Annotated in this window: 20 protein-coding genes; 3 read left to right on the top strand and 17 right to left on the bottom strand. The window is 45.8% G+C overall.

Annotation, left to right across the window (positions count from 1 at the left end; all coding sequences use genetic code 11):
• Nucleotides 1-185: 185 nt before the first annotated feature.
• The 8 genes from AB4Y93_RS16520 to AB4Y93_RS16485 all read right to left on the bottom strand — a co-directional run bounded on the left by AB4Y93_RS16520 (nucleotide 186) and on the right by AB4Y93_RS16485 (nucleotide 10,186).
• Nucleotides 186-908 (bottom strand): hypothetical protein, encoded by a 723-nt coding sequence (locus tag AB4Y93_RS16520; RefSeq protein WP_441893774.1) that lies wholly within the window; start codon nucleotides 906-908, stop codon nucleotides 186-188.
• 93 nt (nucleotides 909-1,001) lie between these two features.
• Nucleotides 1,002-2,396, bottom strand: a complete 1,395-nt coding sequence (locus AB4Y93_RS16515) for a glycoside hydrolase family 32 protein (RefSeq protein WP_441893772.1) — start codon at nucleotides 2,394-2,396, stop codon at nucleotides 1,002-1,004.
• 112 nt (nucleotides 2,397-2,508) lie between these two features.
• Nucleotides 2,509-3,318: a GNAT family N-acetyltransferase gene (locus AB4Y93_RS16510; protein ID WP_441893770.1), complete on the bottom strand. Its 810-nt coding sequence runs from the start codon at nucleotides 3,316-3,318 to the stop codon at nucleotides 2,509-2,511.
• A gap of 273 nt (nucleotides 3,319-3,591) precedes the next feature.
• Nucleotides 3,592-5,046, bottom strand: coding sequence for an ABC transporter substrate-binding protein (locus AB4Y93_RS16505; protein ID WP_441893768.1), 1,455 nt, complete (start codon nucleotides 5,044-5,046; stop codon nucleotides 3,592-3,594).
• Nucleotides 5,047-5,161: 115 nt separating this feature from the next.
• On the bottom strand, nucleotides 5,162-6,034 hold the full coding sequence (locus tag AB4Y93_RS16500) for a carbohydrate ABC transporter permease (RefSeq protein WP_441893766.1): 873 nt from the start codon (nucleotides 6,032-6,034) through the stop codon (nucleotides 5,162-5,164).
• A complete protein-coding gene (locus tag AB4Y93_RS16495) occupies nucleotides 6,031-6,954 on the bottom strand; it encodes a carbohydrate ABC transporter permease (RefSeq protein WP_441893764.1) in 924 nt (307 codons plus the stop codon). Before AB4Y93_RS16495 ends, AB4Y93_RS16500 begins: the two co-directional genes overlap by 4 nt.
• A gap of 96 nt (nucleotides 6,955-7,050) precedes the next feature.
• Nucleotides 7,051-8,385, bottom strand: a complete 1,335-nt coding sequence (locus tag AB4Y93_RS16490) for a response regulator transcription factor (protein WP_441893762.1) — start codon at nucleotides 8,383-8,385, stop codon at nucleotides 7,051-7,053.
• Complete coding sequence (locus AB4Y93_RS16485; protein ID WP_441893760.1) at nucleotides 8,378-10,186, bottom strand: cache domain-containing sensor histidine kinase; 1,809 nt, start codon at nucleotides 10,184-10,186, stop codon at nucleotides 8,378-8,380. The genes AB4Y93_RS16490 and AB4Y93_RS16485 overlap by 8 nt, the downstream gene beginning before the upstream one ends.
• 263 nt (nucleotides 10,187-10,449) lie before the next feature.
• On the opposite strand from AB4Y93_RS16485, the gene AB4Y93_RS16480 reads away from it, so the two are divergent.
• Nucleotides 10,450-11,049: a DJ-1/PfpI family protein gene (locus AB4Y93_RS16480; protein ID WP_441893758.1), complete on the top strand. Its 600-nt coding sequence runs from the start codon at nucleotides 10,450-10,452 to the stop codon at nucleotides 11,047-11,049.
• Between the two features lie 73 nt (nucleotides 11,050-11,122).
• On the opposite strand, the gene AB4Y93_RS16475 is transcribed toward AB4Y93_RS16480, so the two are convergent.
• Entirely contained in the window at nucleotides 11,123-11,965 is an 843-nt protein-coding gene (locus AB4Y93_RS16475; RefSeq protein WP_441893756.1) for an AraC family transcriptional regulator, read from the bottom strand.
• A gap of 202 nt (nucleotides 11,966-12,167) precedes the next feature.
• Here AB4Y93_RS16475 and AB4Y93_RS16470 point away from each other — a divergent pair, with 202 nt between their 5' ends.
• Nucleotides 12,168-12,683, top strand: a complete 516-nt coding sequence (locus tag AB4Y93_RS16470; RefSeq protein WP_441893754.1) for a hypothetical protein — start codon at nucleotides 12,168-12,170, stop codon at nucleotides 12,681-12,683.
• A gap of 27 nt (nucleotides 12,684-12,710) precedes the next feature.
• Complete coding sequence (locus AB4Y93_RS16465) at nucleotides 12,711-13,910, top strand: MFS transporter (RefSeq protein WP_441893752.1); 1,200 nt, start codon at nucleotides 12,711-12,713, stop codon at nucleotides 13,908-13,910.
• A 264-nt stretch (nucleotides 13,911-14,174) separates the two neighbouring features.
• Here the strand turns inward: AB4Y93_RS16465 and AB4Y93_RS16460 are convergent, their stop codons facing one another.
• The 8 genes from AB4Y93_RS16460 to AB4Y93_RS16425 all read right to left on the bottom strand — a co-directional run bounded on the left by AB4Y93_RS16460 (nucleotide 14,175) and on the right by AB4Y93_RS16425 (nucleotide 24,845).
• The gene (locus tag AB4Y93_RS16460; protein WP_441893948.1) at nucleotides 14,175-14,882 is read right to left on the bottom strand and encodes a DNA alkylation repair protein; all 708 of its coding nucleotides are present in this window, start codon (nucleotides 14,880-14,882) and stop codon (nucleotides 14,175-14,177) included.
• 122 nt (nucleotides 14,883-15,004) lie between these two features.
• Entirely contained in the window at nucleotides 15,005-16,129 is a 1,125-nt protein-coding gene (locus AB4Y93_RS16455) for an NADH-dependent flavin oxidoreductase (protein ID WP_441893750.1), read from the bottom strand.
• Between the two features lie 182 nt (nucleotides 16,130-16,311).
• Nucleotides 16,312-17,871, bottom strand: a complete 1,560-nt coding sequence (locus AB4Y93_RS16450) for a glycoside hydrolase family 43 protein (RefSeq protein WP_441893748.1) — start codon at nucleotides 17,869-17,871, stop codon at nucleotides 16,312-16,314.
• A 75-nt stretch (nucleotides 17,872-17,946) separates the two neighbouring features.
• Nucleotides 17,947-18,939, bottom strand: coding sequence for an endo-1,4-beta-xylanase (locus AB4Y93_RS16445; RefSeq protein WP_441893746.1), 993 nt, complete (start codon nucleotides 18,937-18,939; stop codon nucleotides 17,947-17,949).
• A gap of 20 nt (nucleotides 18,940-18,959) precedes the next feature.
• Nucleotides 18,960-21,023: an alpha-glucuronidase family glycosyl hydrolase gene (locus tag AB4Y93_RS16440; protein ID WP_441893744.1), complete on the bottom strand. Its 2,064-nt coding sequence runs from the start codon at nucleotides 21,021-21,023 to the stop codon at nucleotides 18,960-18,962.
• A 91-nt stretch (nucleotides 21,024-21,114) separates the two neighbouring features.
• Entirely contained in the window at nucleotides 21,115-22,035 is a 921-nt protein-coding gene (locus AB4Y93_RS16435) for a carbohydrate ABC transporter permease (RefSeq protein WP_441893742.1), read from the bottom strand.
• A gap of 38 nt (nucleotides 22,036-22,073) precedes the next feature.
• The gene (locus tag AB4Y93_RS16430) at nucleotides 22,074-23,021 is read right to left on the bottom strand and encodes an ABC transporter permease (protein WP_441893947.1); all 948 of its coding nucleotides are present in this window, start codon (nucleotides 23,019-23,021) and stop codon (nucleotides 22,074-22,076) included.
• Nucleotides 23,022-23,132: 111 nt separating this feature from the next.
• Nucleotides 23,133-24,845 (bottom strand): ABC transporter substrate-binding protein, encoded by a 1,713-nt coding sequence (locus tag AB4Y93_RS16425; RefSeq protein ID WP_441893740.1) that lies wholly within the window; start codon nucleotides 24,843-24,845, stop codon nucleotides 23,133-23,135.
• Between the last annotated feature and the right edge of the window lie 32 nt (nucleotides 24,846-24,877).

Raw genomic sequence — 24,877 nt, 5'->3', positions numbered from 1 at the left:
GAGGATGATTTCCGCCCTGCTCTTTTTTATGTTCAAAAAAGTTAATTCCAAACGGAGCATTTCGAATGATTCTGTAGAAGCGCCAGCGTTCGCTTTTGCTCTGGGATTCCTACCTAATTAAATAAATTCAAAGGAACCCCAGAGCAATGGCGATCGGAAGAACATTCGAATGCGCAGTTTCGCAATTAACTCTCCCAGGCAATGCCTTCTTTATCTTGGTCCCAGCTACCGACATGAAGATGCTTTCCGGTATAATAAATATCCTCTCCTGAGAAAAAAACGACCAAAGGCGCCAATGGATTGCCGATGGACACCTGTAACTCTTGCGATATTCTCTCGGCGGCTTCAACCATAGATAACTGGACCACCGAGATTTTCATATCAGGATTTGATTCAAGGTGACCTCTTATGTAATCAGCTATTACATCACTGTATTTTTCTTTATCGCCTTGCATGAGGAGCTCAAAGCTGTTCTCAATAACACGGACTTCAATATCAGGTACCGGTTGATTCTGCCATGAGGCAAACTGCTTCAGTCTGTTCATGGTGCCTTCCACAGTGGCAGAATTCGTAAATAGCAGAATTTGCGGCTGCGTTATTTTACATAGAAGGCTGAAAAAGGGCTCGTCAATTTTAATGATGGGAATAGAAGTCTGAAGATGTTCCTCCTCGAGGAGCGCGATATAGTTTGTGCATGTAATAAGAATCGCGTCTACACCAGACTTAGCCATCCATTCGATCTGTTCAATGACTTTATGCTTGGCTTTCTCCAGATCAAAGTCCTTATCATTCGATATCCTATTCATTAGACCAGGGTCAACAAAGTGAATCAGCTCTACCTTTGAGAAAGCGGCCTGCTCGATATAGGCAATGTTGGAATGATGCGCATGCAAACAGCCTAACCTCATCTCGTTCACCCTCCTGCTTCATCTACGACTTAATAATTATCATGCATGATAATTATAAAAAGGCACCCTCAAATAATCAGGTGCCCTTGCTTATTAAATACGAATATCCGCTGCTTTCATCTCCCAAACATGCATATTGGAGACGACCACTTCACYGCTGCTCGAACGCAGCGCAATGCCATTGCTGTCTTCCAAGGAAGGATAAACTCTAGCTGTGAGGCAGGTTTCGTCATTCACAAACACTTCGATAATCGATTGATCTGCGAAGATTCGCAGCTTGATAAGTTCAGCACCATCTGCAGACGGTAGTTCTCCTTTTACAGGGGACTTATGTACGTTAAGGTACAAGCTTGAATGGGTGCGGTCGATCGTGATAGCATTCGAAGCCACATCCAGATGGATATCCGTGTGCTCTTGTCCACATGTCGAGGCGAAAACGGATAGAGTCAATGTGTTTTTCTCCAGCGTCCGTCGATCGATCTCTAGTAAGCACTCAAAGGATGTGGAGTGTAATCCTGTACTTAGGTGACCGACACGAATATCGTTAAAGCTCCTGTTCTCGCCTCTTAGCTCCGCAAGCTCTGGTACAGGCACCATAGAGAGAACACCGTTTGGCTTCAGCTCCACAATACGTGGCAGCGCCAATGCTCCGGCCCATTTCAAATCAGCAGGGAAATCTTCACCTCGATTACCTTCCGGGACCCATCCCAGCAGAACACTGCGCCCTTGCTCATCAACAAATCCGGTTGAGGCATAAAAGCCGTCCCAGCCGCCATGGTCAACTGTGCCATGCTTCTGAATATCCGTTAGACGATCACCGCTAATCTTCCCGGAAATATATCGTACCTGACTGCTTGGAGAATAGAACAACACCACTCTGTCATCAAAACGGAAAAGATGCGGACATTCCCAAATCCCTTCATCCCCTTGATGCAGTAATCCCTTGAAGCTCCAGTTCTCCAAATCGTCAGAATGATAGATCATAGCACAGCCCTTCTCCTCAAAGGTGCCACCGAGAATCATACGCCATCCATCCTGCTCCTTCCATACGTATGGATCTCTCCAATCCTTAATTTGAAGCCCCCCATGCAGATCCGAGGTAAGAAYTGGATTTATGTCGGGCTTATGCCAAGTCCGCATATCCGTGCCCTTGGCCATCCACTGCTCGGCACCATGCGTCGGATTTCTATCACCTTCACCAATACTCGTATAGAACAACGCCACCTCATCACCATTTACAACAGCGCAGCCGGAGTAACAATGAGATTCTCCAAGCTCGTAAGAAGGAGCTAGTGCAGGCGCTAGATGAGTCCAGTTCACCAAATCAAGACTTACTGCATGCCCCCAGTGAATGTCTCCCCACTCCGGCTTCGAAGGATTATGCTGGTAAAACAAATGATACTCGCCGTTCAACTGAAAAGGGCCGTTCGGGTCATTCATCCAATTATGCGGTGCCGTAAAATGATACCTTGGTCTGTAACGATCCATGTTCATCTCTCCTGTCTGGATTGACTGTCCACTTCATATGTTGCTGAAACATTTCGTTTACATACCCAATATATACGACATATTAAATATGTCAATTGTTAGCTAATCATAATTATTTACCCGCCCATGTTGCTCTCGTATAGCCGATTCTCAGTCCTGCTCTTTCCATATTGTTTTGACTAGTAGAAGCATAAGAGGCCTGTCCAACAACCAGCTCGCAGCCGGCAAGAGCCGCCTCATAAATTCGTTGATTCAAAAATGCCGTTTGTAAGCCGCGTCTTCTAAATTCCGGGATTGTAGCCGCAAAAGTGAGGGACGCCATATTGTTATTGATATACATAACAGCAACACCGGCAGGCTGATCATCCACATACCCAATGAAGAAGCGCCATCCTGAACGGTTATACAATACTCGATTGTTGTCAGCTACATGGCCTGCTCCATCCACGTTTAGTCCGGTTCCCAGACAATGTAGTCTTCCATAAAGCTCGAACTCACCCTTGTTTAATTCACGAACCGTAATCCCGCTTGGATAAGAAGGCTTTTCCACACTTGGAACGCCATAAAGTGTTGTATGAAAACCAACTTGATGAAAACCGCGACCGGTTAAACAGCTGAACAATTCTCCATTTGCCTTACTTGGAATAATCTCAAATTGAAACGGGCGGCTTCGCTCACGATAGAATTGAATCATTTCATCGATGAGTCCAATCTCCCCTGCACCGATTCCTTTTACTGTATTAAAACTGCCCCACGGCATTTCTTTCACATAATAAGCTGTAGCCCCGCCAAAAGGCTGAACAAGAGCCCCCATTGGATTGCCTTCCCGCTCCTTAATGGCAAGCACCCTAGAGGTCATATAGTCAACCTCAGACTGCTCCAAACGTTCAGCCAAATCTTTTGTTACGACAGGAAAATGCAATAACGATCACTCCTTATTAAAAATTCATTTCATACACGGCTATATTCTATACAGCCCACAATTTTCCTGTTTATTACATAAAACGGCCGTGCAGAGTGAATGTCATCTGCACGGCCGTTTATTATTTTTTTCTGTTGAGGTAAGGGGTATCTCCTGAGGAGTGGAACGTTCGCCTTTGCCATTGTGAATATACCTTATAAAAATTGATTTAGTTTTCACTATGGCAACAGCGACCGAAGGAGATACTCCCGTCCTTCCGATACCCACGAAGCCTTAAGGTTTTATAGCGTCGTAATACTTCGTTTGCATTTCATTTGCTGCAGCGTCGAGCTGGCCTTGAAGGTCGGTACCCTTCTTCGAGAATACTTCTTGCAGCACGTTCGTCATAGAGCCGTAGTATTCTTGCGTGTTGTATTGAGCTTCAGGTTTGCCGTCCAGCAGAGCATTAGATTCTGCGTTGTATTTGTATACGTTATCGTATTTGTCGAAGATCGCTTGTGCACGTTTGCCATACTCCGATTCTGGGCTGAAGTAGTTAATGTGCGGCGGGATAAAGAATTTACCTTCTGTTTGACGCGCTTGAATGTCTTTTTCAAGCGATGCCAGGTAATCGTCAGTGAAGTAGTCGAATGTGATGTAACGGAATGCCATTTCTTGCTCATCTTTTGTTGCGTTCGGGTTGATTACCAGGTAATCGCCGCCGAGTACGCCTGTATGTTTGCCGCCTTTTTCAGCAGCAGGCATTGGGTACGTCAGAACGTCTTCAATTTTCATGCCGCCTTGGTTAAGTGCTTGCTCAAGTACGCCTTCAGCACCAGCGATAACCATTGCTGTACGTCCTTGACCAAATGCACCTACTGCATCACCCCAGCCAAGTGCCCAGTCTTTCGGAATAACGTCTGCATCCCATCTCAGCTTGTTATAGAAATCAAGTGCTTTAGCGCCTGCAGCAGAGTTGAATGCTGAAGTTACTTTGCCATCAGCGATCGTTTGGATCTCGCCGCCAGCTTCGAACAAGAAGTTCGTCCAGTTCCATCCAGCTTCATTACCTTTACCCATTGGAGCGACACCAGCGATGCCTTTTTTCGAATCAGCTACGCCTTTCGCTGTGTTCAGCATATCGTCCCAAGTCCAGTCGTACGAAGGAACCGCTACGCCTTTATCATCGAGCATTTTTTTGTTCAAGACAGTTGTTGTTACATAACCTTTTTGAGCAACACCGTACACTTTACCGTCAATGATGAATTGGTTTTGGAGGACAGGGTTGATTTGATCTTTGAACTCGTAGCTATTGTACAGATCTGTAATATCAGCTGCCCAGCCTTTTTCTACGAGGAATTTCGCTTCTGTTGCATAAGTGTTGAAGAAAGTTGGAGCTTCGTTCGCTGCCATTTTGATACCAATCTCATTTGGTGCATAATGCCAGTCGCTCTTCACGATCTCAACGTTAGGATATACTTTGTTGAAGCGAGCGATCTTGTCATCTTCGAGCTTACGATTTTCCACTTGGTCAGGAAGAGGATAATAAATGCTGATCTTAACTTTCTTTTGTGTAATATCTTCTGTAGCTGCAGGCGTATCTGTTGCTGTATTTGTGCTAGCACTTGCATTACTCTCCGCAGGCTTCTGGTTGCCGTTGTTCGAGCCGTTGTTATTGTTGCTGCCGCAAGCGGCAAGCATCGAACAAAGTAATACAACACTTGCTCCCATAGCAAAGTTCTTTCTCATTGAAACTCCCCTTCTCGACTTAATTTATTTGCTGCTCCCTCATCATAGTTGAGAGTCGAGGGAGCCTGCGAGGTGTATTCCTATTCCGATCATGTGCATGATTACGATTTGAATACTATCCTTTGACACCACCAAGATGAAGTCCCCGCATGATATACTTCTGGAAAACAAGGAACACAACAATTGGCGGGATCATCACCATCGTTAATATCGCAAAGCGAATATTAAGCGCTAGTCCCTTAGCATTGATGACATATTTGTAGATCGCTGTAGCCAGCGGGTAATGGCTGTCATTGTGCATAATGAGCGATGGCCAGAACCAATCATTCCAGGATGATGAGAAAATAAAGATAGCGAGCGTTGAGAAAATCGGTACGGAAAGCGGAAATGCGATTTGAATGAAACTTCTCCAGTCCGATGCACCGTCAATACGCGCTGCTTCGAATATTTCATAGTGAATATCATCGAAGAAATTTTTTAACAGCAATAGGAAGAAGGCATTGGCACCCGCCGGCAGCCAGAAGGCGGCAAACGAGTTCATAAGACCCAGATCCTTCAGGTTCACAAAATTTGGAATGATATAAGTCGTTGGCGGAATAAACAAGGTCATCATGAAGAAGAAATAAATTCCTCTCCGGTACGGCACATTGAGCTTAGATAAGCTGAATGAAGCAAGTCCAAGTACAACGACCGTAATAACAAGATTCCCCCCGAAAATATAAAGCGTATTTCTTAGAAACTCCGGCAGATCGATAAAATTCCAGCCCTTGTCAAAGTTATCGAAATGCCATACATTTGGCAGAAACTTCGGCGGGAAGGAGTTAACCTCCACATTTGTTTTCAATCCATTAAACAATGTCGTAAGAATCGGATAAATCATGGAGCAAGACATAATAATGAGCACGAGCACCATGATCGAATAGCCTGCTAATATAGGCTTCTTCTTAAGGTCAAACGAAGAGAGAATCCCTCTATCCATCTGTTTCATCGAACATCTCCCTCCTTGCCTTGAAGCCTATATTGAATGATGGCGAGTAAGCCCAAAACGATAAACATAAGAACGCCAAGTGCTGATGCAACCCCGTAATTTTGCTGGTTAAATGCGTATTTCACAATAAGCAGGGCATACGTCAAAGTCGTATTATTAGGACCCCCGTCAAGCATAGCCAGCTGTGATTGATAACCTTGCGAGGTACCGATCAGCTGCAGAATAAGCAGCAAGATAAGCAGTCCCTTAATGGAAGGCAAAGTAATGTAACGGATCCGGTTCCAAACCCCTGCCCCATCAATCTCTGCCGCCTCATACCAGTCCCGTGGAATACTGAGGACAGCCGCTAAGTAAATCAACATAGCTGAACCAAATTGCTGCCAAGATTCCATAATAACAAGTGAAATCATCGACCAGCTTTTATCCGTCATGAAGGCAATCGGCTCACTGCCAAACCACCCTGTAATAACACCGTTAATTGGCCCAACCGGATCATAGAACCAACGCCATAATCCGTACAGGACAACGACCGGAATAATATTCGGCAAATAAGCAGCCACACGGACAACACCTTGGAAGCGGCGAATCTCCGAGATCGCAATGGCGAATATAATCGGAATCCAGAAGCCAATAACAAGACATAGGAACATATAATAAACGGTGTTCTTCACAGCCGTCCATGCATCCTCATCGTGAAGCGCCACTTTGTAGTTGTCAAACCCAACAAAGCTGTTCCCTTTTACAAAATCAATGTGGTAGAAGCTGTACACGAATCCTTTGATAATCGGGACCCATAGAAACAAAATAAAAATGATAAAAGCCGGAAGCAGGAATAATAGTCCCCAGAAATGCTTCCTTAAAAATACGGCAAATCGGCCTTTACGCTCGAGAGGCGCGTTTGCGGCAGCGTGCTGCTCCATTATGTCTCCCTCTTTTCTTTAACGATCCTCATATCTTATTGTAAAAAAAGGGCCCCCTCGAGGTAATGTGCATATCCAAGGCAATGATGAGTAATTCTACTTCTTTAGCTCACTTGGGCTCATGCCGTAATACTTTTTGAAAATTTTGCTAAAATGTTCCGGTGATTCATAACCAACCTTCTCCGAAATCTCATAACGCCTCATATCCGTATTAAGAAGAAGCCGCTTGCTCTCTTCCATCCGCAGCTTCACCACATATTCCCACAAGTTATAGCCGGTCTCTTTCTTGAAGAGGTAGCTCAAGTAATTGGGGCTGACATGATTGTTCTGGGCAACCTCATGGAGGGTTAAACCCTTTTGCGCATAATTGGCGTTAATGTACTCCATCGCTTTCTCGACGATTAAGCTGGTTTGAGCCGTGAACTCCTCTTCCGTCGGACGCTGTGAATACTGATTCCAGTTGAAATCCCCGTAATAAAACACATAATGGTCCTTATGCCGTTCGTTACAGCTAAGGGCTTTAATTACTTGGTCATGAAGGACATCAATAAACTCGATACCTTTCAGAATCTGGCTGATGCCAATTACACTCGTCATATCTAAATATTTCTGAATGTTAAAATGAAAGCTGCGTCCAATCATATCCAGTTCGTTCATAAGGCCAGATGAGGCTGTTTCCCCATATTGAAATTCATTCCATTGCAAAATAATATTGAGGTCCCGCTCCGAGGCATAAAAGGCCGTTCGATTCCAATGCTCGTCGAACAGCTCATTGACGATATTAAGCGCCGCATACCGAAGCAGCTTCTCATCGGTCTTCGACAATTGGCGGTTACGATCCGATAGATTCAACCGGATGCGGATCATCGAGAAATAAGGCCCCTCCAGCATGATGCCATGCTTCTCTTTCAGAATCTGGGCAATATCCTGTACTTTCAGCGAAGGCTGGTCGCTCACCAGCTGATTCAGCCATTCCACAGACTGCGGATTAAGCTCATCCATATGGAAATGCTCCTGCATACCTGCAAGCAGCTCATCTTGTTCCGTTGGCTCAGGCTTACGCAGCTTCAGCAGCACATTACGAACGGAATCCAGAAACTGCTCGTTGTTAAGTGGTTTGATCAAATAATCTTTTGCCCCAAGTCGTATCGCCATTTGGGCATATTGGAATGTCTCATGTGCGGAGATGATAATCGTCTGCACCCAAGGCTTGATTAATTTTGCCTGCTGCATAAGCTCGATCCCGTTCATAGAACCCATCTGAATATCCGTAATAAGCAGATCAATATCATCGGTCCGCAGGACATCTAGCGCCTCATAACCGTTATTTGCCATATGAATAGCCGAAATATCGATACCTGAAGAAGTCAGTACGCTGCTTAATCCTTTACAAATAAGTGGTTCGTCGTCTACGACCAGTATGTTATACATCGCCCTGTTCCTTCCTTTCATCAGCTGATGGAAGCACGATCGTTACAATGGTTCCGCCGCCGTTTCTTTTCTTATATTGAATCCCATAGATATTGCCAAAATGAAGCTGAAGCCTCTGATGAATATTTTTAATGCCGTAACCAAAAGTCGGATTAGCCGTTGGCTCATTTAATAGAGACTCAATCGCTTTATAGTCAACATCTTTAAAGCCGTTATCCTCAACCCGAATAAGCAGCTTATCCCCTTCATACTCTGCCGTAATATGAATTTCGCCGTCTTCTCCCATATTTTTGACTCCATGGATCATCGCGTTTTCAATTAACGGCTGAAGAGTTACTTTCGGAATGAGATGGTTCATCATTGTGTCTGGAACCGACCAGATGACCTGGAAATCATAATCATAACGCTTCTGCTGAAGCTTCACATAAGCGGCCGCATGCTCCAGCTCTTCTGCGAGCGTAATCAATTCCCGTCCGCGGCTTAAGCTGATCTTCATCAGCTTCGACAGCTCCTTAATCATTTCGGCGGATTCAGAATTACCCTCCAGCGAGCTTTTCCAATAGATACTTTCAAGCGTGTTATAGAGAAGATGCGGATTAATTTGCTGATACAAAATTTGCAGCTGGCTCTCCCGCTGCTTAATCTCCATCTGATATTTGTCATGGATAAGTCCATTTAACCGGCGGGCCATATCATAAAGAGCTCCAATCAATACCCCCACCTCGTCATTTCTGCCTTTGCCAGGCGTCTCTGGCACTCGCTTGCCAGGCTCATAACTGCGGACAAATGTAGCTAGTCTCTGCAAAGGTGTCATTAGGGAACGCCAGAAATAGAAGATGACTATACAACCAAATAAAATGTAAGCAACCGATATTAGCTGAATGACCCGCTTCACTTCATTTTGCTGCTGAAGGAGCGACTTAATCGGTATTTTGTAGGTCAGGCGCTGCTGCAGGAGCTCATTATCACTCGCCATGTAGATGTATTCCGAATTTATAATAGGCTTATCGAGGTTGACCGGCTGATTGCCGGAAGCGGTTGCAGGAAGTTCTACCTTAGTGCCCATCGTCTTTGGATTCGTAGAGGCTAATATGTAGTTCTGCTGATCTGTAAAATAGATTTCGCCCCCTGGAAGAGAGACGGATCGCATCGATTCTTCCAGCTTCTTATCCATGTTTGTTGCAATCAGTACACCTATTACACTATGTCCTTGATTAACCGTATTAACGGCGCGGATATAGGCGAGTGTCCGCTTTTTGACTAGCATATCGTTATTCTCAATAATCTCCATAAAGCCTAAGCCCTTAAGAGAAACAGCCGTATCAAACCACTTCGGCTTATTCGCATCGGTGAAGAAATAGACACCACTTTGAATCATTTGCACTTTAGGTGCGAAAAAATATTCATTATGAGGATCATAAATATACAGGCTGTAATAGACAGCCTCCCCGCCATTTAAAGCAGTTGAGTAACCAGCAAGCAAAGCGTCCATTTTCTCGTATTTTCTGACGCGTTCAATGACCGTTTCATCGTCCTTTGGTACTAGCTGTTGAGCAATCGGGTTCTGGATAATCGTCGTTGTAATCTTATTGACGGTATCAATATCCCTGTCGATCAGCGTATGGTTCTGTTTGTTAAGCTCAGCATAAGCATTCGTGACATGCCTCTTTAATATTTGTTCGGCCTCTGAATTGCCATAGCTGTGTAGAATAAATATCGGGCTGACCATAAGCAGGAATAATAAGAGTAGCTGCTGCTTTACACTTAACTTGGTCATTGGATTAGAAAAGCCCATTCTCATGATGATGCACCCCCAGCTTCCTTCCTTAAATATAGCAAATATGGCTCCGTGCAGTATGGCTATTCTTATTTATTTTATAGGTAATTCCACGCACTTCATAGTTGAAAGAGTAGTAGAATCGATCGATTTTCACCTCAAACAAAAGGAAAATATTGACTGAAGAGGGGGCAAGGAGCATAATAGCTGTGTTGTGCAATAAATTTCCAGAGCTAGTGCTTACGAAGTAAGAATTGCTTCACAATTCTTTGGAGGAGTGAGAGCCCATGTCGAACAAAGTGCTGATTGTGACTGGCGATGCCGCGGAAGTTTTAGAAGTGTATTATCCTTATTACCGATTACTAGAGGAAGGCTACGAGGCTGTCATTGCTTCTCCGAAACAGAAAACGTTACATACGGTTTGCCATGATTTTATTGACGGCTGGGATACGTATACGGAAAAGCCAGCGCATCAACTGCAATCCCATATCGGATTCGCTGATGTAGATCCATCCGAATTCGCTGCCATTATCATCCCTGGCGGCAGAGCACCGGAATATATTCGAGGCGATGCCGAGCTGCCGCGTATTCTGCAGCATTTCATTGATGCTGATAAGCCGATTGGTGCGATCTGCCACGGTGCACAAGTATTCCTCGCACTTCCTGATTACAGCTATTTTAATGGTCGTACGATGACTTCCTACCATGCATCCCGCCTCGAAGTGGAGCGTCTTGGTGCCTGTTATGCGTCAGAAACGCTTCATGTAGACGGTAAGCTAGTGACGGGTCATGCTTGGCCGGATCTGCCGGGCTTTATGCGTGAGTTCCTGAAGCTTGTCCGGGAGGACGCTGCCAAGGCAGCAGGTGCAGAAGCGCTTACCTCATAAATTTATAATCATATACCGCGCAAGCGGCAGCATTGGCTTTACGCCATTAGCTGCCGCTTTTTTAATCGAAAAATCATGTGTGAGGAAACAAATTCTGCTGATTGCTTTCCCTGAACTGATTGGGAGATAGTCCAGTGACTCTGCGGAATATAATCGAGAAATAATTCGGATTTTCGTAGCCTAGAAGCTTAGCGACCTCCCAGACCTTCATTTCTGTAGATACAAGCAGTCTGGTCGCCTCTCCGATCCGCCGATGAATGGCATAGTTGATCGGGGAAATCTGATAATAATCCTTGAATACATGAGAGACATAATAAGGGTTAACGTGGAATTGCAGACCCAAATCCTTCAAGCTAATATTTTGCTTAAAATTTCGGTCGATATAATCCTTAATTAGCTCGGCAAGACCAGCATTGGACTCCTGCTCTTTAATATTTTGCTGATTCCGGACCGCTCTTCGAAGCAGTAATATGATGGAATTGATCAAATAACGGCTAATCCTGTCATATCCCTCCTCCTTGATAGCCGATTCATCAACTATCATTTTCATCAAAGCTGCTATCTCCGAAAACACGCGGCTGGACCGAATAACGGGCTCTACATCCGGAGGGATGACCCAATCCTCCGCCGGACTTGCCGAAGGCAGCGTAAAGCCGCAGTAATAGGTGATAAGCAGATTATCGCTCGACGATTGCTCTTCGTGCAGCACGCCTTTGTTATAAACCAAAATATCTCCTCCGCTTACGCTGAAGGATTGTCCTCCAATCGTAAAGGTTCCCTCCCCATCGCAAATGACAATAATTTCATGCAAATCATCATGCTTATGACTCGGGAAATTCCAGTTTGGCGTATCACTTACTTTTCCCGCATACAACAAGTGACTTTGTATTTCCTCTCCGGCAGCAGAAGCTGTCATATCCTACTCCCTCATTTCCAAAAAAACCTCAATATCTATTATGGCTTATCATACACGAAAATGCCCAAAAAGCAGCATTCCTTTTCACAGATACAGCAAGATATATCACATTGCAGGAATATACGGCAAGATGCTTAATTGCCGCTAAATGAGCCTTCCATTAAGCTTTTACAGTAGGAGAGCAAGTCGAAGAGGTGAACGTATGTACGAGATAGAATGCTGGAAGCAGAACGGTTTTGTCATATTTCCAAGAGCAGTGACGCACTTTTACGCGCTGCGTTACCTTTTATGGATGAAGGAACTGCCTGTTGACCAACCTTACAACATCCATCATCAATATTTATGGGATATCCGAATGCATGAGCCCGTCTACCAGGCTTTTAGTGATGTTCTGGGCACAAACGCACTTTGGGCACATGTCTGCCCGGGAGAACCTACTCCTGTTAAAGGCGCAATTTGTTTGCAGCACACCGTTCCGATTCCGGTAGACAAATGGTGCATTGCTCATATCGGCGATTTATTTATATATAACACGGAAGTTTGCAGCATTGATCTGGATACCCTGCCGGATTACAGCTGGCTTCCGATCACTTACTTCCCGGCAGCACCCGATAATCCGCACTTGTTGAAAGAAAGGCTGCGCAGCTGGGACGCTAGTCCAGGTCACACTTACCTATCGACAAGAGGCTGTAAACTTCTTGGCTCTGAACGCTGGTAGGAGCAATAAATCTGGAGGATACTGAACATGAAAAAAGAAAACCTGCTTATATTTTCATTTACCTTATTAGCTTTTATTCTGGGGACAACCGAATACGTCATCGTTGGCCTGTTGACCCCTATTGCTGATAGTCTAGGCGTATCTGTTGCGCAAACCGGCATTATGGTCTCGGGCTTTGCGATTGCTTATGCGGCTGGAACACCTTTTGTTATGATGGCTGCCGGTTATTTCACGAAACGCCGTGCTCTGCTCATTGGAGCCTCGCTTGTTGTTTTGTTCACGATAGGGAGCGCGTTGTCCTTTTCTTATCCTGTCCTGTTTCTGACAAGGATGGCAACAGCCATTTTTTGCGGCTTAAGCGTATCTCTTGCCGTATCAATAAGTACAGATTACGTTTCTCCTGAGCGAAGAGGTCAGGCGCTTTCCTACATCATAGGCGGGTTTACCATCGCCAACGTACTAGGCGTTCCGATCGGAACCTTCGTAGGCCTGCACTTTGATTGGCCTGCAGCCTTCTGGCTGGTCGCGATTTGCGGGATCTTAAGCTTACTGCTTCTTTACAAAATCGTACCAAGAAATCTGCCTGCCATACAAAGCTCAATGAAGGACCAGTTTCGACTCATGTCGAACCCGCGAGTGCTGCTTGCTTTTCTTATCCCGATCATCGGAATTGCAGCCATATTCGTCATTTACACCTATATTAATCCGCTTATGCTGGATGTCATGCATATTCCGGAAGGACGCACCAGCACAATCCTGCTTGTCTATGGAGCCGTAACCATCATAAGCAATTTGCTGGGCGGTAAGATCGCAACCGGAACGTATATGGCGAAGCTGAAAAAGCTGTTTCTAATCCATGCAGCTGTCTATCTTCTATTTGGCTTCACTGTACAATTCACATGGCCTGGCGTCATCAGCTTGATGGCTATTGCTCTCATCTCGTTTACCATAAATGCGGCTTGTCAGCTCTATTTCATTCATCTAACCGAGCAATTTGTCCCAACGGCCAAAGATTTCGCCTCGTCCCTGCTGCCGATCAGCGCCAATATCGGAATCGCCGTTGGCTCTTCTGCCGGGGCATTCGTAACGGATCATTACGGGCTGCAATATCTGCCTTGGACTGCGGCAGTACTTGCGCTGTTTGCCTTTGGCGCTACAGCCTACAGCTATAATCTTGATCAATCGGACAAAAAAAAGGCAGCCTTGCAGGCCGCTCGTCAAGCATAAGAGGTTTAGAATTTAATAAACAGGTTAATTGCTAACGGAGCAATTCGAATGATTCTGGAGAAGCGTCAGCCGATGCTTACGAAGTAGCTTTCTTGAAGAAAGCTTTTAAGCGTTCGCTTTTGCTCGGGGATTCCAACCTTTCCTCTTTAATTCCCGAGCAATGGCGATCGGAAGAACATTCGAATGCGCAGTTTGCAGTACAACCCGAATACAAAGGGGCTATCCTTTCGTCATTTTAATGACATGGGACTGCCCCGTTTTATTTTAATAAATACACGTCTTCTTCTTGCGACCGACTGTTCCTCTGGCTTCTACCTTGGCAATATACTCAGAGGCGAGCGGGACCTTGCAGGCTGTATTACCAATATCGACCTTAACAGCGCCGATTGCATCGGCCACAGCTTTTGCTTCTTCGGCCAGTGGCAATACGTAAGACGCTACGCAAATAACAAACGTGTTCATCGTATATCTCACGCGGTTACGCTCCTCATGAACGGTCTTTCGTACCTGCTCCAGAAGCTTTCGGATTTCGGTTATATCAAGCTGTTCATCCGGGGCTATGGTTACATAGTTCGCGTAAGTGCTCCATCCGGCGACAGCGGTCATTTCTTCAGATGCTCCGATCCATTCCATCGCCAGTTCCGTTGCAAATGGACTTTCCGCAGTCACATTCGCCACCGTATATTCAGCAAGCGAGTACCAATAAGCCTGCTTCACCCAATGCTCCAGCGTTACTTTCGTGATGCTCTTAGGATTAACGGTCAGTCCGGCCAAATACATCGCATCATTATTGCCGGAATCATACAGCTTGTACACCAGCTCCTGATCCTTCTTGACCTGCTTCACGAGCTTCTTCATATCGCTAATCTTGACGCCAAAGAAAGGCTCTTGCGCTCCATGCCGGATATACGTCCGTTTGGTCTGCTCGCTACCCATTCCCTCTAAAACCAACATTACTTCATCAAAGGTCATCTCGAGGCCTCCAATTGTTCTCTTCGTATTTCGAGTATAACCTTGCTTCGGGCTTACCGCAAAACAAAAAGAGCTGACAAGCTGATGCGTTTTTCGCACCATCTTGTCAGCCCTCATTTATATTAATCGGTAAATGACAGCCAGCCTTCTCTTGCAGTTAGCATTTGCCATAAACCGTCGGGAATTACAAGCTGCTTCTGCGAGCTTAAGCTCAGCTTCGATTGAATCTCATCTGCGTGTCCGGTTTCGACTTTTTGCACCCAATCCGGATCCGTCAGCAATACGCGTCCAATTGCCACTAGAGGAGCCCCCGCTTGCTGGACCTCAATCGCCTCATCAGCTGTATGAATCGAACCGACGCCAATAACCGGTACAAGATGTCCTACCCGCTCCGTAATCCATTCGAGTCTTGTTTTGCTGTCATCAGCGCCACGCGCTGGCTTGGAACGAAAGTCAAAGAGCGATACATGAAGGTAATCCAATTCCTTCTGCGCCAGCTCATCAAGCAGGCGGAACGTATCCTCCATTGTGAGCCCTGGTGTTTCCGGCTCTTCGGGCGAGAAGCGGTATCCCACCAAGAACGGACCTTTCGCATGCTCAGCCGCTGCCCGTTTTACTTCATCAACCACAGCAAGCGGGAAGGTAAGTCTACGATCGATATCTCCACCCCATTGATCACTTCTGCGGTTGGAATGCGGAGAGAAGAACTGCTGCAGAAGATAAGTATTCGCGCCATGAATTTCGACTCCATCGAAGCCGGCAAGCGCCGCACGACGGGTCGCCTCGCCAAAATCATGGATAATCGATTCAATCTCTTCATGTGACAACTCACGCGGAACGACATCAGGGCTCTCCGTCGCTGCAACTGCACTTGCGCTGACCACGTCGCCGTTTGGCACCAATGCAGGAGGTACTCGACGACCACCATGGAAAATTTGCAGAACAGCCTTAGCTCCCTTGGCTTTAATCGTCTCTGCCAATCGGGTCAAACCTGGAATCATCTCATCGCTATGTCCGGCGAATTCCCCGGGAAATCCTTTGCCGTTAGGCGTGACGTAAATACATGCCGTAAGGACCAAACCTGCTCCTTCAGACCGGCGTGCATAGTACGCAAGCTCAGCATCCGATACCGTTCCATCCTCATTCGAAGACGAGTGCGTCATAGGTGCCATAACAATCCGGTTGCTGACCTCAACCCCACTCCGGAATTTAAAGGATTCAAATAATGGTTTATGCTTCTGATCCAAGTTCTCCACTCCTCGTGTACATATCGTATAATTTCGTTGTCCAGTAACTGTAACAACTTTTGTTACTGTAATAGTATTATACACAGTTTAACCTGTCAAGGGTAGTTTATGTAGTTGCGAGCGAAGTAAAACAAAAAGCCCCGTCTCATACCTTGAGACAGGGCTAACCATTGAGGAAAGAGTTACTCCGCGAATCCCTCATATTCAAAATAATCATAATAAGCTGAAGCCGAGCTGCCCGCTTCTGTTCCCGCAGCAAACATCCCAACACATACGCCGGTAAAAGCACCATCTACATCAGGGGTCAAATTCTGAGCAGGCATCGTACCAAGGCTTATCCATTCTGCCGAAGTACCGTCCAAGGTATACAGAAACTCATAGACATTCTCGTCTGAACGGATCGACAGCCTGACGGGTACTTGAGCTTTTATAGGGGTAAAATAGTTGGTCACTATCCCTTGTCTCCACGCCGTTACAAGAATGCCGGCTCGTCCGTCTTGCCGGGTTACTCCTATGGAATAATTAGATTTATCACTTAGTCTCGCGGCAATCCCTGCAATCTCACCCTCATGACCCGGTTCATACATCAACCTGGTCTCTATTCTCATGCTATGGTGCTGCTGGCGGCGGCATACAAAAACATTCGCTCCTCCGTCTCGAAGACCACTAGCATTGCCAGTTAACCTGAGGCAGCCCTCCAGCTCCGTCAATGACACCGCATCCGATCCAGGAATAACGCGGGTGTACATCCATTCCAGCCCAAGACCTTTAGATGAAAATCTCGTCATGACCCGATCTTTAAAGGATTGGATTTCTCCCTGCTCCCCAATTGCAGGCACTTCCATCTGCAAAGATACATGACCTTCGTTATTATCGATCATTGGCCAGCCATCTTCGCTCCACTTCACGGGTGCTAAGAATGTCTCTCGTCCAAGAACACTGCCTTTCCCGTTCTGCGGCCGAACACCAAGAAATAATGCCCACCAATTACCATGTACATCATCAATTAATTCAACGTGGCCCGTATATTGAATGGGATGATCCTTTAATTGATTATGCGTCAGGATCGGATACGGGAGCATCTCGAACGGTCCATACGGTGACTCACTCCGGCCAATGATCTCACGATGCATCGGGCCTGTTCCTCCAGAAGCCGTCATCATATAATAGGTACCATGAATTTTGTACAAATGTGGTCCTTCCACCCATGGACCTTCATCACCTTCCCATACGACAACCGGTTCTGTCAGCGCTTTGCCTGTTAAAATATCAATCTCATATTGAATAATATGAGAGGTTTCGCCAAACCCAGCTTGTGCGGACACATACACCTTGCCATCCTCATCAAAGAACAGCGAAGGATCAATGTTGCCATAAGGAATAAGAATGGGATCCGACCATGGTCCTGCCGGATCCGCCGCCGTTACATAGAAGTTGCTGATCCCATACACATCTGTCGTAATCATATAGAACACACCATCATGATAACGAAGCACAGGAGCATAGATTCCCTCCGAGCTGTTGCGTGAGAGAAGATTCACCTGACTGTCACGAGTCAATACATGACCGATCTGCTCCCAATGAATAAGGTTCTTGCTATGAAATATCGGCACGCCGGGAAAATATTCAAACGTACTTGTCACCATATAATAATCCTCGCCTACTCGAATGGCGCTGGGATCCGGATAAAAACCCGGAAGTACCGGATTACGATAAGTCATTGTACTTGCTGCTTTTGCCATTCATGAACCCTCCTCATATTCCAAAAACACATAATGAACGGAGCCCTAACTTCGGGCTCCGTTTCACATTCAAGCTTATTTCTGCCAATTGGCGATTTTCCAGAAAGATGCTTTAGGCTCATGCTTCTGATCGAATACAAATGGCCAGTTCTTCCGTCCCCGAACCGGGAAGTTATTCAGCCAGGTGTAATCATCTGCTGCGCCCCAGAAGGTAACGGCTGTAATTACATCTTTGTATTCGCGGAACAGCTGGAATACCTGCTCATACCGCTTAGCTTGCTTCTCCAGCATCTCTTCCGTAGGCTGCGTAAGATCAGTCCGCTTATCTTCATGATCAAACACCGAAATATCAAGCTCTGTCACCTGAAGCTTGAGACCAGTAGCGGCATAACGTTCGATGGCTTCCCGAATCTCCTCAAGACTTGGGCCATTCAAGTTCCAATGTCCTTGCAGCCCAATACCGTGAATCGGTACATTTTTATCCTTCAGAGATTGAATGAGACGAATGATTTTATCCCGTTTCTCCGGATTGCATTCATTGTAATCGTTGTAGAACAATAGAGCGTTTGGATCAGCTTCATGTGCATATTCAAATGCTTTGGCAATAAAATCCTCACACACTAGATCCAGCCATTTGGACTCCCGCAGCCAAACGCCGCTTTTATCCTCGATGACTTCGTTTACAACATCCCAGCCGTAGACAATCCCTTTATAACGACGGACCACCGTCTCGATATGAGACTTCATTCGAGCAAGCAGCATTTCCCGGTCTGCCCCTTCAAATACCCAGTCCGGCGTCTGATTATGCCAAACCAAGGTATGCCCTCTAAGCTTCATGCCGTTAGCAGCAGCAAAGTCTGCTATTTGATCAGCCGCATCAAAGGTATAGACCTCTTCGGAGGGATGAACACGCTCAAATTTCATATCATTTTCCGCGGTTATACTATTGTAATGGGTGGTTAGTACAGCCTTCTGCGTCTCAATGGTCGTTAAATTAACGGCTGCACCAATATCAAAATAATCTTTATACAAGGAATGAAGTGCTGGTATCGTTGATGTTTGTGCCATATGATACACCATCTCCTTTGTTAGTAGATAACACGGTTTTGTGCATCAGGAATGCCGGATTTACGGAAGAAGTACGTATTCACAATATCGCGCCATTGCTTGGCGTTCTCAAGCTGTTTGTTCATGCGGCCTGCCACGTGATGGAAGCGATCCTCATCGACAAGACCTTCCAGCTCCAGCCAGCGGCTGATCCAATTCTCAACTTGCTCAACCCCAGCAAAATGCGTATCGTAAATGTGTTGAATAATGGTCTTTCCGGATTTCAACTGATGCGTATACGGAACATGATGGAAGAAGAGCAGCAGCTCATCCGGACAGCTCTCCAGGCTGTCATAGATTTCAGCATTTGTCTTCATATATTGGCCGGTGTACCCCGTACCTGTCGCAATCGTACGATCGACACCAATTCCTTTATGATCGGCAAAATGATATGTTCCCCATTTGGAATACTCATAACCATCGATATCTGGACCGTAATGATAATGAGGTGTAACCATCCAGCCTACGCCAAGTGGTGCTGTATAATTCTCATAGATCGACCAAGACTGCAGCAGGAAGTTAACAAGAACATGTTGTACCTTCTCATTGCCGCCGAAGGTTTGTGCTGCCCACTCGCGAGCAATCTCCTCCGAAGTAAGCTCCGGATTCCAGATCAACCGGCCATAGCCGTACAGATTCGCCTGTGCCAGGTGATGTCCAGTCCAGTTCTCGTCATTACCGATATTACTTACCGCCGTAATGCCGCTATGTGTATAAGCATGCACCTGTCCTGCTGCGATTTCCTTCACTGTACTGCCTGCCCCTTTGACATGAGTGTCGAAGTTCAGGACTTCTTTCCATTGCGGAATAAGGAAGCAAACATCTCTTTGCTGGCCCGTGTATTCTTGTGCAATTTGGAACTCCATCATTTGATTCGTATGCTCCATCGCGCCGAAGAGAGGTGAGACCGGCTCACGAACCTGGAAGTCCATTGGGCCATTCTTAATTTGCAGAATAACATTATCTTTGAAGCGTCCGTCAAGCGGCTTGAAATGATCAAAGGCTGCACGGGCACGGTCAGTCGACCGGTCACGCCAGTCCTGATGGCAGTTATACACGAAACATCGCCACAAGACGAGACCACCGTATGGCTCAAGCGCTTCCGCGAGCATGTTGGCGCCGTCTGCATGGTCGCGGCCATAAGTAAATGGACCCGGGCGATTCTCCGAATCCGCTTTCACTAGGAAGCCGCCAAAGTCCGGAATGTAACGGTATACTTCTGCCGCTTTATCCTTCCACCAAGCACGCACTTGCTCATCAAGTGGATCCGCCGTTTCCAGGCCGCCGATCTCGATTGTGCCGGCATAGTTCACACTAAGGAACAGCTTGATACCGTAAGCACTAAACACTTTAGAGATTCGTGCGACATCCGGCAGCAGCTTTTCTGTAATAAGGAAGGTTTCTTCCCGATGGACGTTGACATTATTGATAGCAATCCCATTAATACCGACAGAGGCCATCAAACGGGCATAATCGCGAATTCGCTCAGCATCAGACAACACTTTATTGTTCTCGTAGAAGATCGAGCGGCCAGAGTAACCCCGCTCTACACTGCCATCGATATTGTCCCAGTGATTTATCATACGCAGGCTATATTTCGGCGACTCTATCAAATCAAGCTGGTCTAGAGAAGCACCTGACTGCATCAGCCTTAGAAGATGGAATGCAGCGTAAAGAACACCTTTCTCCGTACGGCTAGCGGCTACAATGTATTCCCGTTCACTTTCACGGACTGTCTTCAAGATATAACCTTCATCAGAAATCATGGATACATTTCCCACAATTTCATCTACCCAGGTCTCTCCACCAATCACATCAAGCACGATAAAACGTTCCTGTGACGACTCATGCGTTACTGATGGTGCAGTCTCAAGCAGCGTTCGAATACCACGTGAAAGCTCCAGCACAGCCGTCTTCAGTACTCCTTCAATCGGTACTCCGGAAGGGATAACAATCTCCTTTGTCCACTCCGCATATTGTGCCGCAAGCTCTGTTCCCGTCACTTGATCATATCTCAGCCATGCTGCGTATCCATTGTCTCCCATTACCCAATTCCTCCTAAGAAAAAAATGGCGTCCGCCCGATTCCATAGGATTTCGAACGGACGCTATCTAACTATTCGTAATTTTCAATCGGTTAGCCTTTTACGCCGCCAACCGTCATACCTTTTACAAAATATTTCTGCAAGAACGGATAAACCATAATAATGGGCAAACTCGCAATAATCGTCATTGTCGCGCGGATCGAGGTTGGTGTAACCGCCGTAACCCCGCTTTGACCTGCTGCGAATTGGTCGCCTACATTCGTTGAAGATGCAGCTGTATTCGAAGTTTGCAAAATTTTCATCAACTCATATTGAAGCGTACTTAGGTTAATGTGTGATGAGTTATACAAGAACACGTCAAACCATGAGTTCCACTGCGATACAGCTACGAACAGGGATACTGTCGCCAGAGCTGGAACAGTAAGCGGCAGTACAATACGCATAAACGTAATGAAATCGCCTGCACCATCAATCTTGGCCGATTCCATGATGCCATCCGGCAATCCTTCGATAAAGGAACGGATAACGATCAGGTTAAAGACGCTGATAATGCCTGGAATGATGTAAACCCAGAAGGAGTTGATCATATGAAGCTCTTTGATGAGCAAGTAGCCAGGAATCAAGCCGCCGCTGAAATACATTGTGAAAATTGCTACAATCGTTACGAATTTGCGAAGTACAAACTCCTGACGGCTCACCGTGTACGCCAGCATAGCCGTACAGAAGACGGAAATGACCGTTCCGAGAATGGTACGCAAAGCCGAGATTAATGTAGCATGATAAATCGAAGCTTCATTAAAAATATAATTGTAGTTATCCCATGTCCACACGCGAGGCCAGAAATAGAGTCCTCCACGAATCGAATCATTCGCATCATTAAACGATAAGGCGAACATATTAATGAAAGGATACAATGTTACGGTTACGATGCACAACATAAAAACTATATTAGTTATATCAAAAACTTTATCCGGAACGGAGTTGTACCTTGCTTTGGCAGAACTCTCTTTCATGTCGATAACCTCCTTGCTTAGTCCAGCACACAATAAATCTAGAACAGTCTACTCTGTCCAAGCCTCTTCGCAATCGAGTTGGCTGACAAGAGGAAGATAAAGCTGACGACCGTTTTGAACATGCCAGCGGCCGTAGCCAAGGAATAGTTGCCCATGTTCATCCCGTATTTCAGAACGAATATATCAAGGTTTTCGGAATAGTCAACGGTCATCCCGTTACCGAGCAAGTATTGCGGCTCAAATCCGGATTCCAATATATTTCCTAGGTTCATGATCAACAAGATTACGATAACCGACTTCATACCAGGTAGTGTAATATGCAGGATGCGCTCAAAGCGGTTCGCTCCGTCAATCTCAGCAGCTTCATATTGTGATGGGTCAATAGTTGTAATGGCTGCTAAATAAATAATGGTGTTCCAGCCTACGTTTTTCCACACTTCCGATGCACCAAGGATACCCCAGAAGTAATTTCCTTTACCAAGCCACAAGATCGGTTGATCGATAAGATGCAGCTTCGTCATTAAAATATTGATGACCCCTTCAGGCGCCAGCGCCGAAGAAATAATGTTGGCCGCAACGACCCAAGAAATGAAATGCGGTAAGTAACTGATCGTCTGAACGACGCGTTTGAACATCATATTGCGTAACTCATTTAACATAATGGCTAATACAATCGCCGTTACAAATCCAAATACCAGGTTGATCGAGCTCATCACAATCGTATTTCTTAGAACACGATAGAAGGAGTCATCACTGAATAAAAAGTGAAAGTTTTTCCAGCCTACCCATTCTTGATCAAACAAATCCTTTGCAGGTCTAAACTTTTGAAAGGAGATTGTCCAACCCCAGAGCGGCACATATTTAAATAGGAACAACCAAAGCACAAACGGTATTGACATCAATAACAGTACTTTCTGATGCATCAGTTTCTTAAAGAACAGTTGAAGCCGTGATGCGCTTGCTGCTGGGCTTTTGACAACTGGCATAACATCTTGTAGTTTCTCCACCTGCTATTCCCCTCTCTGCCATCTTGCATCCATCATAGATCGGAAGGCCGGTTAAGCTTCATCCGGCCTTCCGTCTACTTTTTTATTTAATTACCATTTACCATTAATGCGGTCTTGAACAACTTTCGTAATGAACGTTTCATAACCTTTTACATCAAGCTTGTTCATTTGGCCGACATAATCGTTCCATACCGAATCGAAATCGCTTGTTTTAGCAAGTACGAGTTTCGGAATATATTTCTTTTGAAGGTCGCCAGCTTTTTGCTCGAAGATTTGCTCTGGTGTACCTTGACCTTTGTTGATACTCCAAGCTGGGTACCAAGCACGCTCGTCCGGTTTTGAGAAGTATTCGGAGAAGGTCTTAGCGCCATATGCATCCAGAAGTGCTTTATCGCCATCTGTGTAACCTGCATAGGCAACTTCAGGCTGATTGCCTACTGCATACGAGTTGCCGTCAGCAAGGACAGAGTTGTTACCGTAACGCGGCCAGCTGTACTCGAAGTACTGCCATCCGATCGAGCGTTTCTTCTCAGGGTCACTACGGTCAGAGATTTGCTGAGCGTTCATAATATAACGGCCGTTTGCGTCTACGCTATAGTTCTGATCTTTAACGCCCCATTGAACAAGAACTTGGTTTTCTTCTTTCAGCAGGTTGTCCCAGTACTTGATAATACGTTCTGGATCTTTAGCATTAACCGAGATCCCGATTCCGCGGTTGTTAACAAAGCTAGGTGGATCTAAGTATTGGTCTTTGGTGTTCTCATCAAATACGATTGGCAGCGGAGCATAACGCTTCTCGTCAATGCCGGCTTTCATCAAGTTATTCGTCGCATCGCCAACTTGCCATGCGTAGTTGAAGTAGCCAAGAACACGACCAGAAGTCAGCTTAGCAAGGAATTGGTCTTTGTTCGCCGTGAATGTTTCTGGATCGAACAAGCCTTCCGAGTTCACTTGGTTCAGCTTTTGCAGCCATTTTTTCTCGATGTCAGTAGCTGCATATGTTTTTGCTTCATGTGTAGTCATGTCAACGATAACGCTGCCGTCATTTGGATAGCCGGCAAGGTGCATGGCTGGGTTGGTGATCGAGAAGAAGCTGTCAGCAGGACCAGCCAGGGAAGCGAAACCAATTGTTCCTTTACCGTCCACTGTTGGATGCTTCTCTTGATATTGCTTGATCAGATCGAAGTATTGATCAAGCGTTTTGATTTTTGGATAGCCCGCTTCTTTCAAAACCGAACGTTGAATCCAGAAAGCACCTTGGCTGATACCAGGATCGCCAACGTAGCCTTGGTTCGCGCTGAACGGCAGGAAGTACATTTTGCCGTCTGCTTGTCTGAACTTATCAAAGTACTGACCATACACTCGTTTGATGTTAGGACCGTATTTGTCGATCAGATCATCAAGCGGAATAAATGCGCCAGCATCAAGCAGCTTGTCGATCTCGCCTTCCGGTACGATAACGTCTGGATAGTCACCAGATGCGATCATGACGCCGGATTTCGTTTGCGGATCGCCAACGAGGTATTCCATTTTCCAATCTACACCAGTTTGATTTTGCAGTTCTTTACCAATAACGGTGTCGCTAGCCATCGTGTCCTTCTGGCTGGTGAAGCTGTAATACGAGAAAGTGACGGGTGTTTTGTCTTCCGCTTCAGGAGAAGTTGATGCATTAGCTGCATTACCGTTGTTGCCAGTATTGCTGCTTTTTGTTTCATCGTTATTGTTATTGCCTCCGCAAGCGGATGCAGTAACAGCTAGCATTGCAGCAGCTAAGCTGACAGTTAAAAGCTTTTTATTGACCATTCTTTTTCTATCCCCTTTCGTCATTTCAACGC

The sequence above is a fragment of the Paenibacillus sp. YAF4_2 genome, assembly GCF_052113225.1.
GTDB lineage: Bacteria > Bacillota > Bacilli > Paenibacillales > Paenibacillaceae > Pristimantibacillus.
The sequence above is the reverse complement of the archived record's forward strand: the minus strand, read 5'-3'. Positions and strand labels throughout refer to the sequence as shown.